At 65.2% G+C, this 11,645-nt stretch carries 11 protein-coding genes and 1 pseudogene; 9 read left to right on the forward strand and 3 right to left on the reverse strand.

What is annotated here, in order from left to right; translation table 11 throughout:
* Positions 1–142: 142 nt before the first annotated feature.
* The 6 genes from QDT69_RS32305 to QDT69_RS32330 all read left to right on the forward strand — a co-directional run bounded on the left by QDT69_RS32305 (position 143) and on the right by QDT69_RS32330 (position 5,654).
* The gene (locus QDT69_RS32305; protein ID WP_279710505.1) at positions 143–1,198 is read left to right on the forward strand and encodes a hypothetical protein; all 1,056 of its coding nucleotides are present in this window, start codon (positions 143–145) and stop codon (positions 1,196–1,198) included.
* The gene (locus QDT69_RS32310; RefSeq protein ID WP_279710506.1) at positions 1,195–2,070 is read left to right on the forward strand and encodes a ThiF family adenylyltransferase; all 876 of its coding nucleotides are present in this window, start codon (positions 1,195–1,197) and stop codon (positions 2,068–2,070) included. The genes QDT69_RS32305 and QDT69_RS32310 overlap by 4 nt, the downstream gene beginning before the upstream one ends.
* Positions 2,067–3,266, forward strand: a complete 1,200-nt coding sequence (locus QDT69_RS32315; protein WP_279710507.1) for a hypothetical protein — start codon at positions 2,067–2,069, stop codon at positions 3,264–3,266. Before QDT69_RS32310 ends, QDT69_RS32315 begins: the two co-directional genes overlap by 4 nt.
* Positions 3,263–4,384: a GNAT family N-acetyltransferase gene (locus QDT69_RS32320; protein WP_279710508.1), complete on the forward strand. Its 1,122-nt coding sequence runs from the start codon at positions 3,263–3,265 to the stop codon at positions 4,382–4,384. The genes QDT69_RS32315 and QDT69_RS32320 overlap by 4 nt, the downstream gene beginning before the upstream one ends.
* Entirely contained in the window at positions 4,381–5,376 is a 996-nt protein-coding gene (locus tag QDT69_RS32325) for a hypothetical protein (protein WP_279710509.1), read from the forward strand. Before QDT69_RS32320 ends, QDT69_RS32325 begins: the two co-directional genes overlap by 4 nt.
* Before the next feature lie 71 nt (positions 5,377–5,447).
* A complete protein-coding gene (locus tag QDT69_RS32330) occupies positions 5,448–5,654 on the forward strand; it encodes a hypothetical protein (RefSeq protein WP_035651034.1) in 207 nt (68 codons plus the stop codon).
* 397 nt (positions 5,655–6,051) lie between these two features.
* Here the strand turns inward: QDT69_RS32330 and QDT69_RS32335 are convergent, their stop codons facing one another.
* On the reverse strand, positions 6,052–6,903 hold the full coding sequence (locus QDT69_RS32335; protein WP_279710511.1) for an SDR family NAD(P)-dependent oxidoreductase: 852 nt from the start codon (positions 6,901–6,903) through the stop codon (positions 6,052–6,054).
* Positions 6,904–7,158: 255 nt separating this feature from the next.
* On the opposite strand from QDT69_RS32335, the pseudogene QDT69_RS32340 reads away from it, so the two are divergent.
* Positions 7,159–7,481: pseudogene (locus QDT69_RS32340) on the forward strand (aldehyde dehydrogenase family protein); the annotation flags it as partial.
* Positions 7,482–7,753: 272 nt separating this feature from the next.
* Here QDT69_RS32340 and QDT69_RS32345 read toward each other — a convergent pair.
* On the reverse strand, positions 7,754–8,137 hold the full coding sequence (locus QDT69_RS32345) for a winged helix-turn-helix domain-containing protein (protein WP_279710512.1): 384 nt from the start codon (positions 8,135–8,137) through the stop codon (positions 7,754–7,756).
* A 100-nt stretch (positions 8,138–8,237) separates the two neighbouring features.
* On the opposite strand from QDT69_RS32345, the gene QDT69_RS32350 reads away from it, so the two are divergent.
* Entirely contained in the window at positions 8,238–9,365 is a 1,128-nt protein-coding gene (locus tag QDT69_RS32350) for an alkene reductase (protein WP_279710513.1), read from the forward strand.
* Between the two features lie 140 nt (positions 9,366–9,505).
* Positions 9,506–10,021, forward strand: a complete 516-nt coding sequence (locus tag QDT69_RS32355) for a GFA family protein (RefSeq protein WP_279710514.1) — start codon at positions 9,506–9,508, stop codon at positions 10,019–10,021.
* Positions 10,022–10,050: 29 nt separating this feature from the next.
* Here QDT69_RS32355 and QDT69_RS32360 read toward each other — a convergent pair whose 3' ends face one another.
* Positions 10,051–11,535, reverse strand: a complete 1,485-nt coding sequence (locus QDT69_RS32360) for a hypothetical protein (protein ID WP_279710515.1) — start codon at positions 11,533–11,535, stop codon at positions 10,051–10,053.
* Between the last annotated feature and the right edge of the window lie 110 nt (positions 11,536–11,645).

Raw genomic sequence — 11,645 nt, forward strand, 5'->3', positions numbered from 1 at the left:
ACGGGTGGATAGAATTGCGTCCTTACACCCAACTTGTTCCGTTTCCGGAAGGCCTTGTTTACCCTGCGGCAAACAGCGTCAGGTTGCGCTCATGGCTCCTTAACAGGGGCGAGTGCAGAGATCACGCCCGAGGGACAGAGAAATGGCGTCCACGGATGATCCGACCCCGGCTTCGCGCGGCGGCAGGGGTTTTGCGAAGGCGCGCGCGGCCCTTGATGGCCTGCGCAGCCATGCCGGCTTCTGGCTGAAGGCGCTGTCGCAGCCGACCATCGATCTCACCCTGCGCACCCAGGCCGGCCAGCGCACCCGGATCGTCGAGTCGCCGGGGCTGTCGCTGTCGAAGGACGAGCTCGACGCGCTGGTCGGGCAGCTGCGCATCGTTGCCGCCAAGACGCTGCCCGAGGAGAGCCTGACCTACGGCATCTTCTCCGGCGAGCCGGAGCGGCTGTCGCGTGCTGTCATCACCCTGATCTCGGAGGAGGACACCGGCCGGCCAATCGCCTTCAACGCGCTGTCGGTGATGGACGTGCCGCTCGACGGCGAGCCCGTTGAAGTGACCCATCTCGGCCTCGTGATGGTCGATCCCGACGTGCGCGGGCAGGGGCTGTCCTGGGTGCTGTATGGCCTGACCGCGTTGGTGCTGTTCGCCCGCGACGGGCTGCGGCCGAAATGGATCTCCAACGTCACCCAGGTGCCGGCCGTGGTCGGCATGGTCAGCGACACCTTCTCGGACGTGTTTCCGTCGCCGCTGCCGGGCGCGCGGCAGAGTTTTGCACATCTGCAGCTCGCGCGCGGCATCATGGCAAAGCATCGCGCGGTGTTCGGCGTCGGCGAGGAGGCCGGCTTCGACGAGGCACGCTCGGTGATCACCAACGCCTATACCGGCGGCTCGGACGCGCTGAAGAAGACTTTTGAGATCGCACCGAAGCATCGCAATGCCGTCTACAACGAATTCTGCGAACGCGAGCTGGATTACGGCCCCGGCGACGATGTGCTGCAGCTCGGCCGCGTCGATCTCGCCGGTGCGCGCCGTTATGTCATGAGCGAGGTGCCCTCGGGCTCGCTGCCGGCATTGCTCGCAGCATCGGCGATGCTGGCGTTGCAGCGGCTGGTGCTGCCGGTGGTCTACTGGCTGGACGACAGCCGCGCCTTCGGCACGTTGCGGCCGCGCAAGCAGGACAGCGGGGCCGTGCGATGAACTTCGACTATTATTCCTTCACCGGCCGCAACATCGGGTTCATCGACGAGCACGAGCAGCAGCTGCTGCGCCAGGCGCGGGTATTCGTCTGCGGCGTCGGCGGCATGGGCGGCGCGGCCTTCATGGCGCTGGCGCGCGCCGGGGTCGGCAAGTTCGTGATCGCCGACATCGACCGCTTCGAGGTCTCCAACCTGAATCGCCAGGTATTCGCCTTCGCCGACGAGGTCGGCCGCGAAAAGGCGGAAGTTGCCGCGGAAGCCGCGAAGCGCATCAATCCGACCATCGAGATCGAGGTGCTCGGCGAGAATTGGACCAGCGAGCTCGCCGGGATTGCCGAACGCTGTCCTGTCATCGTCAACGGCATGGACGACATCGCCGCCGGCGTGCATCTGTACCGGACGGCCAAACGCGCCGAGTCGACCGTGATCGACGCCTATATGTCGCCGCTGCCGTCGGTGATCGTGGTGCGCCCACGCGATCCGCGGCCCGAGCAGCGCCTCCGTTTTCCCACGCTCGGCAAGGACTGGAAGGCCATTACCGAGGACGACCGCCGCGCCGCGATGCGTGCCGAGATCGAGCACGTGATGCTGCATTCCTCGTCGCGCAACTATGTCGATCTCGCGATCGCCGGTGAAGTCGCGGCCGGCCGCCGCAGCCGGATGTCGTTCGCGCCGATGGTGATCTCGACCGGCATGCTGATGGCCTATGAGGCGGTGGCGCTGATCCTCGGCCGCACCTCCGGCACCGATTGCCGCGGCTGGTTCCTCAACCCGCACCGGCCCGCGATCGAGAAGCCGCGCAATGCGCTGGTCGCCGCCCTGATGCGTCCGCTGGTGCGGCGGGCGATTGATCAATTGACGGGCGTCGCATGACCTCGGGGGTGATCGCCGATTCCATCGTCAATCTCTGCGGCGCCATCGGCGTCGCGGTGGCGATGATGACGTTTTATCGGCGCGATCCCAGGAGCCCGCTGACCCGCCGCCTGCTGCTCGCGCTCGGCGTGATCGCGCTCCTGTTCCTCGACCGTGGCCTGGCATGGTGGAGCGGAAGCTTTGTGCTCGACCGTCTCTCGGTGATCCCGGCCGCGCTGATTCCCATCGGCGCGCTGATCGTCACCGAGGGCATCCTGCGGCGGCACGCGCCACGCGCGGTGAAGATCGCCGCGCTCGGCGGCGGCATCGTGCTCGGCCTCGGCGGCACCTTCGGGCTGCAGCGCTTCGCGATGCCCTATGCGATCGCGCTGGCGCTGTTCCAGCTTCTGGGGTTCGCGACCTGCGCGCTGCTGCTGGCAACGCGCGACCGCGCCGCGCTGATGGCCTCGGAAAACCGCAGCATCGGCCGCATGGCGGTTGGGGCGCTGGTGGTGATCCCGTTCATCCTCACCGACTTCCGCACGCTGTTTCCCGACATCCCGGTGCGGCTCGGCGCGCTCGGTGCGCTGCTCACTGTGACCGTGATGCTGATCGCCGGCGGCGGCGCCGAGACGCGCCGCCATGGGCTGGCGATGATGGCGCTGCGGCTGATCTCTTCGGGCCTGCTTGGCCTCGCCGCCGCCTTCATGGCGCCTGATGTCGATGCCGCGCAGATGGTCCGCTTCGTCGCGGTGGCGATCGCCGGCGTCTTGACCATCGGGCTGATGACGGACGCGCTGCGCGCGTTGTTCGAGTCCCAGGAGCCGGGCGTGCTCAATTCGGTCGCGGCGTCGCCGGCGCAGACCAGGGAGCAGCTGATCGCCGAGCTGGCGCGGCATCCGATCTTCGAAAGCGCGCGGCGTTTCCGTCAGGACGAGCTCGGACCCTACGATCCGCCGCTGCTGCGCGACTTCCTGTCGACGCGGCGTGTGCTGCGCCGGTCCGAGGCGCCGTGGGGACTCGTGACGACCGACCCGGCCGCCGAGCGCATGGTTTCGCTGATGACTGCCAACAATGCCTCCCATGTCATCGTGCTCGGCCATGATCCACTCGACCTGATCGTGCTCGCCGTGCCGGTGACCGCGGCCGATCCCGCCACTGAAACCGCGCTGGCGCTGGTGCGGCGGCTGCTGGCGTTGACCCCGGAGGCCAAATGACAACAGAGATCCGGGAGGGCGATCGCAGGGCGGCATTCGACGCCGCCCTCAATGCCTATGGGCCTGACAGCCTCTACGTGCCGCCGCTGTGGAGCGATTTCGACCGGATGTTCGATGCCGCGAAGAACCCGTTCGTCACCGAAGGCCATGGCCGCTACGCGTTGTTCTCGGCGCATCGCGACGGCCGGCCGGTCGGCCGCATCGCGGCCTCGATCCACGATGCTTCGAACCGCAAGCATGGCACCCGTCACGGCGCGTTCGGCTTCTTTGATTGCATCGACGATGTCGAAGTCGCCGATGCGCTGCTGCGCGCGTCCGAGCAATGGCTGTCGGCGCGCGGCATGAGCCGGATCGCCGGCAATTTCAATCTGACGGCGATGCAGCAGATCGGCGTCATGACCGACGGGTTCGACCACGCGCCGTTCACCGACATGATGTGGTCGCCGCCGCATATCGCCCACCACCTCGAACGCGCCGGTTACACTGCGACCTTCCCGATGACGACGTTCGAGATCGCGCTCGACGGCGGCAAGCCGGAGCAGTTGCTCGGCGACAAGCAGCGCGCGGTGCTGGCCGATCCGGATTTCGTCTGGCAGCCGATCAAGCGCTCCGCCTTCAAGGTGCGGCTGGAGGACGCCCGGCTGATCCTCAACGACGGCTTTGCCGACAACCCGATGTTTGTGCCGCCGACTGCGGCCGAATATCTGTTCCAGGCCGGCGACATGATGTGGATCATCGACAAGCGGATTTCGACCGTGGTCTATCACCGCGGCCGGCCCGCCGGCGCGATCATCGTGATCCCCGATCTCAATCCGCTGATCAAGGCGATCGGCGGCCGGATCGGGCTGACCGCGCCGTTCAGATTCGTGCAGCACCGCATGCTGAACACGCGCGCCGTGCTGATCTATCAGTCGGTCTGCCGCGACCTGCACAATCGCGGTCTCAACGGCGCGATGCTCTACCGCACCGCGCTGGCGTTGCAGCAGGCCGGCTACCGCACGCTCGGCGGCACCTGGATCGCCGACATCAACGCGCCGTCGCTGCGCCAGGTCGAGAAGGCCGGCGCCACGCCGCTGCACCGGCTGCATCTGTTCACCAAGCGGTTGGCCGGGGCATGAGCGAGCTGACGCCGGATCTGCTGCGTGAGCTGGTCGCGGAGGCGCGGCTGGCGCCGAGCGTCCACAACATCCAGCCGACCCGCTGGCGCTTGCTCGGCGACGGGCGGCTGGCGCTGGTCGATGCGACCGCCGTCCGCGCACCGGTCGCCGACCCCGCAGGGCACGATGTGCTCGTCTCGCACGGCGCGGCGCTGGAAGGCATGAGTCTTGCGCTCAACCGCCGCGGCCTCGCCATCACGGCCATGACCACGATCGAGCAGACGCTGTCGCCGCAATTTGCCGCGCTTTGCAGCTTTGCGATCAGGCAAGGCGTCGCGCCCGATCCGCTGGCCGGCCATGTGGCGCACCGCATGTCGTGGCGCGGCAAATTCGTGGCGTCGCCGGATGATCCCGCGCCGTTGGTGCAGCTCGCCGTCGCGCGTGACGATCTGATCTGCATCTGTCATCGCCAAGCAATCGCGGAGATCGCCGGCTGGGCCGACCAGGCCGAGTTCTCCTTTGTGCACGGCGACGACTATCGGGCCGAACTGCTCGACTGGATGCGGCTGTCGCCCAGCCATCCGCACTATCTGCTTGATGGCCTCAATCGCGATGCGCTCGCCATGAGCGCGGTCGAGGCCACCGCCGCCCGCTTCGTGCTCGGCAGCCTGTTCAGGCCGCTCGATCGTCTCGGCCTCGCTGCGGCGCTGCTCGCCGACCGCGCCAAGACCGCCTCGGCCTCGGCGATCGTCCTGTTCTGCCGCCCGGTCGGTGAGGATCCACTCACGACGGGGCGGCATTTCTACCGCAGCTGGCTGGAGATCGATCGCGCCGGCCTTGTGGCATGCCCGATCTCGGCGCTGGCTGATCACCCTGAGTTCAACGACCGGCTGCGAAAACTCGGCAAGGTCGGCGCCGACCTGCGCCTCGTCAACGTGTTTCGCGTCGGCCGGCCGGCCAAACCGCTGAAACCGCGGCATTACCGGTTGCCGGTGGATCGCTTGATCGTCTGATCGGTACCCCCTGTCAAAGCTTCACGCGGCCGTGCTAAGAGGCGGCCCGCAAACCAATGACCGGTGGGATGATGTCGAAGCAATCGTTGCGCGAGGAGGCGGAACGCCTGATCCGCGAGACCATGGAAAAACGGAACCTGGTCATCAAGCAGGGCACGACCCGGATCGAGGCGGTCTGCGGCAAATGCGGCGCGCCGAACCGGGTGCAGGCGGAAAAGGGCCAGACCCGCGTCAAGTTCACCTGCAAGAACTGCGACCACAAGCAGGAAACGCTGTAAGGGCGAGTGGTTCTGTTTGCACCGTCATCCTGAGGTGCGAGCGCAGCGAGCCTCGAAGGATGCACGGCCCGGCCGGTGGCCGTTCGCCCTTCGAGACGGCCGCTACGCGGCCTCCTCAGGGTGACGGGACACAGAGCTGAGCGTGCGGCTTCAGTTCGTAGGATGGGTGGAGCGCAGCGATACCCATCAAATGGCGGGCCGCAGGAGAGATGATGGGTATCGCTGCGCTCCACCCATCCCACGATGCCGCGCCCCACAAAGGCTTCCTCGTCATTGCGAACCAACGGGTCGCGCGAATGCGCGTCCGATGACAGGCTCCGCGAAGCAATCCATCGCTCCGCATGCACGGACGCATGGATTGCTTCGTCGCTTCGCTCCTCGCAATGACGGGGGGCGTTCACTTCCCCTTCACGAACGCCGCGAACGCATCGCCGTAATCCTTGTGCCAGCGCGACAGCGGCGGGCGGTTCTCGACGATGTCGCCGGCGGCCCAGAGGATGCGGCGTTCGTCGAGCGCGCGGGGCACGTCATTGTCCGGGCAAAGGATATAGAAATCGCCGGCATCGAGGTGCTCGATCATGAAGTCGACGGTCTGTTCCGCCGTCCAGGCGGCGGCCGGCTTTTCGGTGCGGCCGCGCGCGGTCAGGCCGGTGAAGACGAAACCCGGGATCAACAGATGCGCCGTGATCTTGCAGCCGTCGGTGTTGCGCAGCTCGTGCTGCAGCGCTTCGGTGAACGCCTTCACGCCGGCCTTGGAGACGTTATAGGCGGGATCGCCCGGCGGCGTGGTGATGCCCTGCTTGGAGCCGGTGTTGATGATCAGCCCCGGCCGCCCGCGCTTGATCATGTTGGGCGCAAACGCCTGCGCGCCGTTGATCACGCCCCACAGATTGACGCCAAGGATGCGCTGCCAATTGTCGGATGGGCCGAACATCGCGCTGCCGGGCTGGATGCCGGCATTGTTCATCAAAATATCGGTGCCGCCGAATTTCTTCGCGACGGCGGCCTCGAGGTTCGCGATTTCATCGGCGCGGCTGACATCGACCGCAGCGGTCATGATATCGGCCGCGCCGCCCGGTGCTGCGGATGACAGTTTTGCCGCAGCCGCCTTCAGCCTGTCATCGCCGAGATCGACGATGCAGACTTTCATGCCGGCTTCGGCGAACCGCGTCGCTGCGGCAAGCCCGATGCCGGACGCGCCTCCGGTGATCACGGCAACATGATTGGCTGATATCACGGGGTGGGGCATCGGCGGTCTCCGGACACATGTGTGGCTGAGGTTAGCATAGCGTTTTCAAGCGAAGTGGTTCCCGGTTCGCGTGAAGAAAACGCGTCAAACAAGAGAACCCCTACCTAGCATATCGCGCGCACGACGCAGGCGCATGGGAAGTTTTCATGCGCGCTGCCCTCGACAACGCTTGCTCCGCTTTACGGTTTCGCGCCTGCGCTGTAAAATCGCCGATATAACGCTTCCAAAGGACCTCAGCCGACAATTTGACAGGGAGTGTTCGTCGAGCAGAAGGTCTATGACGAATTCGTCGGCCGTGTCGCCGAGTTCGGCAAGAAGCTGCAGGTCGGCAACGGTATCGATCCCAACACCCAGATCGGCCCTCTGGTGTCGCAGCAGCAGATGGAGCGCGTGTCGGGCTATCTCACCAGGTCGCAAGGGCGCTGCGCGCCGGATCGGTCTGGGTCAATTGCTACCAGGCGATGGACCCCGCGGTGCCGTTCGGCGGCTACAAGATGAACGGCTACGGCCGCGAGTCCGGCAAGCAGCACGTCGAGGAATATCTCAACGTCAAGGCGGTCTGGATCAAGACGGGCTAGCGCCCGACTCGCTGCTTCACCTCTCCCCGCTTGCGGGGAGAGGTCGCCGCGCCCTTGCGCGGCGGGTGAGGGGGTAGATCTCAACGCTCGGCTAGCTCGCGCAGCGAAGCTCGTCACGCCAACGCCCACACGATTTCTGAATATTAGAAATATATCCCTGATTTGCCCGACGCGTCAAGCTGCGTTGTCGACGCCGGCCGCCGCCGGCTCCTTTGCATGGGGTTGTTTTCGATATTTTCGCAGCGCGTCGCTGTGACAACAGCCGTTTGCGTTTACCGCCCCGCGGCCTTCTTCGGCTTGCCGATGTCGCTGCGCAGGGCCTCGAGCTCCTTGCGCACGGCTGACGCCGCGTCGCGTTCGATCTTGCGGTAGCGCGCCACCAGGGAGAGTCCGAACGGGGTCAGCACCGCGCCGCCGCCGTTCTTGCCGCCGGTCTGCCGCTCCACCGCGGCCTGCCGGCAGATGCGGTTGATCTCGTCGACCAGGTCCCAGGCGCGCTTGTAGCTCATGTCCATGGCGCGGCCGGCGGCCGAGATCGAGCCGCATTCCTTGATCTGCTCGAGCAGCAGGATCTTGCCCGGCCCGATCCGGTCCTCGGCATCGAGGTCGATGCGGACACTCAGGGAGGGGAGCGATGAGGCGCTCGATTTCGACATGGGAGACCTTCTCTCGGCAACAGATTGCCACTACCTCCTTTTATGAACAAGATGAACCCGTTAGATAACGGGAAATGACATAAGATTAATTGGGGTAGGCATGACTTCTTCGTCGCTGTTTTCACCGCTCAAGGTCGGTCCCTATGAGCTGAAGCACCGTGTCGTGATGGCGCCACTGACGCGGATGCGGGCGGCGCGGCCGAGTCTCGCGCCGCGGCCGATGAATGCGGAATATTATGCGCAGCGCGCCACGCCCGGCGGCCTGCTGATCGCGGAAGCTTCGCCCGTGGTCGCGACCGGTTTCGGCAATCCCGGCGTCCCCGGCATCTACAGCGAGGCCCAGATCGCGGGCTGGCGCGAGGTGGTGGATGCCGTGCACGCCAAGGGCGGCCTGATCTTCCTGCAGCTCTGGCACGTCGGCCGCGTCTCGCATTCCTCGTTCCAGCCTGACGGTGCGCTGCCGGTGGCGCCGTCGGCGGTCGCGATCCCTTCCGAGTTCAAGTGCATGACGGCGGACGGCAAGGTGGCCGAGTACGAGACGCCGCGCGCGCTCGAGACCGATGAGGTCGCGCTGATGGTCGAGGCCTATCGTGAGGGCGCGAAGAACGCGCTCGCCGCCGGCTTCGACGGCGTCGAGATCCACGGCGCCAATGGCTATCTGATCGAGCAGTTCCTGCAATCGCGCAGCAATGTGCGGACCGATCAATATGGCGGCTCGATCGAGAACCGTGTCCGCTTCCTGCTGGAGGTGACGCAGGCGGTGACCGAAGTGTGGGGCGCCAACCGCGTCGGCGTGCGGCTTTCGCCCTACGGCATTGCCAATGGCAGCGGCGAGGCCGACCCGATGCCGCTCTACAGCCACGCCATCAAGGCGCTCGACAAGTTCGGGCTCGCCTATCTGCATTTCATCGAGCCGCGCGCCTCGGGCACCGGCCGCGCCGAGGTCGACTGGCAGAACGTGCCGTCGGCGATGGTGCTGTACCGCCCGATGTGGAGCGGCGTGCTGATCACGGCGGGCAATTTCGTCGGCGACAGCGCAGAGCGCGCACTTGCCGAAGGCCATGCCGACGCGATCGCGTTCGGCCGCTATTTCATCTCCAACCCGGACCTGCCGCGCCGCCTGCAGCGCGGCTATCCGCTGACCAAGTACAACCGCGCCACCTTCTATGCCGGCGAGGAGAAGGGCTACACGGATTATCCGGTGCACGACGAGCTGGCGCAGGCGTAGACGACGCGCCGTCATTGCGAGGAGCGAAGCGACGAAGCAATCCATCGCTCCGCGCATGCGGATGAATGGATTGCTTCGCGGAGCCTCTCATCGGGCGCGCATTCGCGCGACCCGTTGGCTGGCAATGACGGTGATCACCAATGTTTCCGGACGACGAGTTCGAGCCGACCAAGAAGCCAAAACCCGTGGCGCTGGCGAAGCCCGCGACCGGTCAATGCCTGTGCGGCAAGGTCCGGTTCGAGATCGACGTGCCGGCGCGCTGGGCCTGGCACGATCACACCGCCGCCAGCCGACGTGCGCATGGCGCGGTTTACGCGACCTATGTCGGCAGCTGGAAGAAGCGCTTCCGCATCACGCAAGGCGAGAGCGAGCTGTCGCGCTACGAGGACGCGAAAAGCAAGACCGCGCGCAGCTTCTGCGCCAACTGCGGCACGCCCATCATCTACGAACGAGCGCGGTCGCCGCACATGGTCAATATCCCGCGCGCGCTGTTTTCGGGGCGCACCGGTCGGCAGCCGCTCTATCACATTGCGATCGAGGAATTGCAGGAATGGGCCTACACCGGCGAGCCGCTGGTGCCGCTGAAGGGCTATCCCGGCGTGGTCTGGCAGCGTTCGAAAAAGAAGAAGCGCAGCGAGCGCGAGGGGATGTTCTAGGATGCGGCCGCGCGACAACGCGGGCGTTGTCAGTGCTTCACGTAGATGACCTCGTCCGTTCCGGCGTATTCCTCGGTCCATCCCCGCTTGTCCAGGAGGAACCTCTTCAGAGGTTCGTGCGCCTTCACCCAGAGCACTGTATCGATCTTGTACTTGTCGAGCACGGCGTCCCAGGCGGTCTCGTCGATCTCCCATTTGATGAGGCTGAAATAGTCGCGCAGCAGCTCGTCGGGGTAAGCGGTGGCTGACCGGCCATCGATGAATACGGGCACCGCACCACGCGTGTAGAAGATCAAAAGTCCACCGACGTTCCAGTGGTTCAGCAGCCGTGCATGCGGAAAATGGGTCTGGAGATAACGTGCATCCTGCTCCGACAGCAGTTGCGGCAGCGCGAGCGCCGGTTTGACATGCATCAGGGTCAGCGGCAGTGCGCACATTCCGACGATGCCGGCAACCAGCAACGCGCCTTGGACCTTGAGATCGTTCAGCCGCTTGGGCAGCAGCCGATCCAGGTGCAGGGCCAGCGGCACCGTCGCGAACATGAAGAAGAACGACATGTATCTGTATTGATAGAATCCCAGCAGCAGGAACAGCCAGGCCAGCAGCCGCGACTCCAGAGGAGCGTGCGAAGCCATGGGGTGGCGGAGCTCGAACGCAACAAACATGGCGATATAGACGATACCAGGAATGCTTCCCGGTATGGTGAAGTTCGCAGCGTAAGACCACCACTCGGTGATGTGCGCCTGCGCAAAGTGGCCCAGCGTGGTCGCGACGCCGTTGTAGATATGCCAGCCCAGAGGATTGATGAGGATCGCGACAAGGCAGCCGGCTGCTGCGAAACTGTAGATCTTAACGCCTGCCCAGTCCCGCCTGAGCAGGGACACGGCACCAAAGAAACCAATCAGGAGAAGCCCGAGCATGAAGCCGCCATGCAGATTGGCCCAAAGGACCATCATCACAGGCAGCAAGAACCATCGGGTTCGTTTCAGGCACTCTGCGTAGAAGATGACGCAGAACAACATGGTCGGGGTGTTTGGCGACACCGAGAGATAGGAATTCGGGGCGGTCGCAAAGGCCGGATAGAGCAGGCACGCGGCCAGAACGGAAATGCCGACGGCAAGCGTCGAGGCGCCGTTGCTCAGGCAGATGGATGTGAGATATCCGGTGATGACGGCGCCACATGCAACGATTGCCAATGTGAGACCGGTACATCCGGTGTATTGAAACACCACGCTGGCGATCACGTCCCATAGCCAGGAGAGGTTATACCATTGCCTGTCGCCGAGCGTGAACGACCACGGATCCTGGAAGGGGATAGTGCCGCGCTCTCTGATCAGGTCGCCGGCGGCGAGATGCCATCCCAAATCGAGGTGACCCAGCAGGAGCGGCCCGTTCGCCAGGTAGTACAGGGATGAGAACACGATCAGGAAAAGGTAGATTCCGAGCTTCGCGAGCTTGATCGTTCCTGGTCCTCTCTCAAGCCTGGTGCCGTTCCAAGCCGCCAGCGCGTCCATGAATGAGTCCTGCGATCGAAGCGGGCCGCCTGCGGGCCCTGCGTGCTCTTCTGCCCGCCGCGTGGATGCAAACCATCGTCGCTTTAGGCCACTCTCGCTAAAGTAGCGTT

It is taken from the genome of Bradyrhizobium sp. CER78 (genome assembly GCF_029846235.1).
In the GTDB taxonomy this organism is placed as follows: Bacteria; Pseudomonadota; Alphaproteobacteria; order Rhizobiales; family Xanthobacteraceae; genus Bradyrhizobium.

What these genes read in the sequence shown, in the direction of transcription:
- QDT69_RS32305 (WP_279710505.1), top strand. Translation starts at nt 143, where the DNA reads ATGGCGTCCACGGATGATCCGACCCCGGCTTCGCGCGGCGGCAGGGGT.
- QDT69_RS32310 (WP_279710506.1), top strand. Translation starts at nt 1,195, where the DNA reads ATGAACTTCGACTATTATTCCTTCACCGGCCGCAACATCGGGTTCATC.
- QDT69_RS32315 (WP_279710507.1), top strand. Translation starts at nt 2,067, where the DNA reads ATGACCTCGGGGGTGATCGCCGATTCCATCGTCAATCTCTGCGGCGCC.
- QDT69_RS32320 (WP_279710508.1), top strand. Translation starts at nt 3,263, where the DNA reads ATGACAACAGAGATCCGGGAGGGCGATCGCAGGGCGGCATTCGACGCC.
- QDT69_RS32325 (WP_279710509.1), top strand. Translation starts at nt 4,381, where the DNA reads ATGAGCGAGCTGACGCCGGATCTGCTGCGTGAGCTGGTCGCGGAGGCG.
- QDT69_RS32330 (WP_035651034.1), top strand. Translation starts at nt 5,448, where the DNA reads ATGTCGAAGCAATCGTTGCGCGAGGAGGCGGAACGCCTGATCCGCGAG.
- QDT69_RS32335 (WP_279710511.1), bottom strand. Translation starts at nt 6,903, where the DNA reads ATGCCCCACCCCGTGATATCAGCCAATCATGTTGCCGTGATCACCGGA.
- QDT69_RS32345 (WP_279710512.1), bottom strand. Translation starts at nt 8,137, where the DNA reads ATGTCGAAATCGAGCGCCTCATCGCTCCCCTCCCTGAGTGTCCGCATC.
- QDT69_RS32350 (WP_279710513.1), top strand. Translation starts at nt 8,238, where the DNA reads ATGACTTCTTCGTCGCTGTTTTCACCGCTCAAGGTCGGTCCCTATGAG.
- QDT69_RS32355 (WP_279710514.1), top strand. Translation starts at nt 9,506, where the DNA reads ATGTTTCCGGACGACGAGTTCGAGCCGACCAAGAAGCCAAAACCCGTG.
- QDT69_RS32360 (WP_279710515.1), bottom strand. Translation starts at nt 11,535, where the DNA reads ATGGACGCGCTGGCGGCTTGGAACGGCACCAGGCTTGAGAGAGGACCA.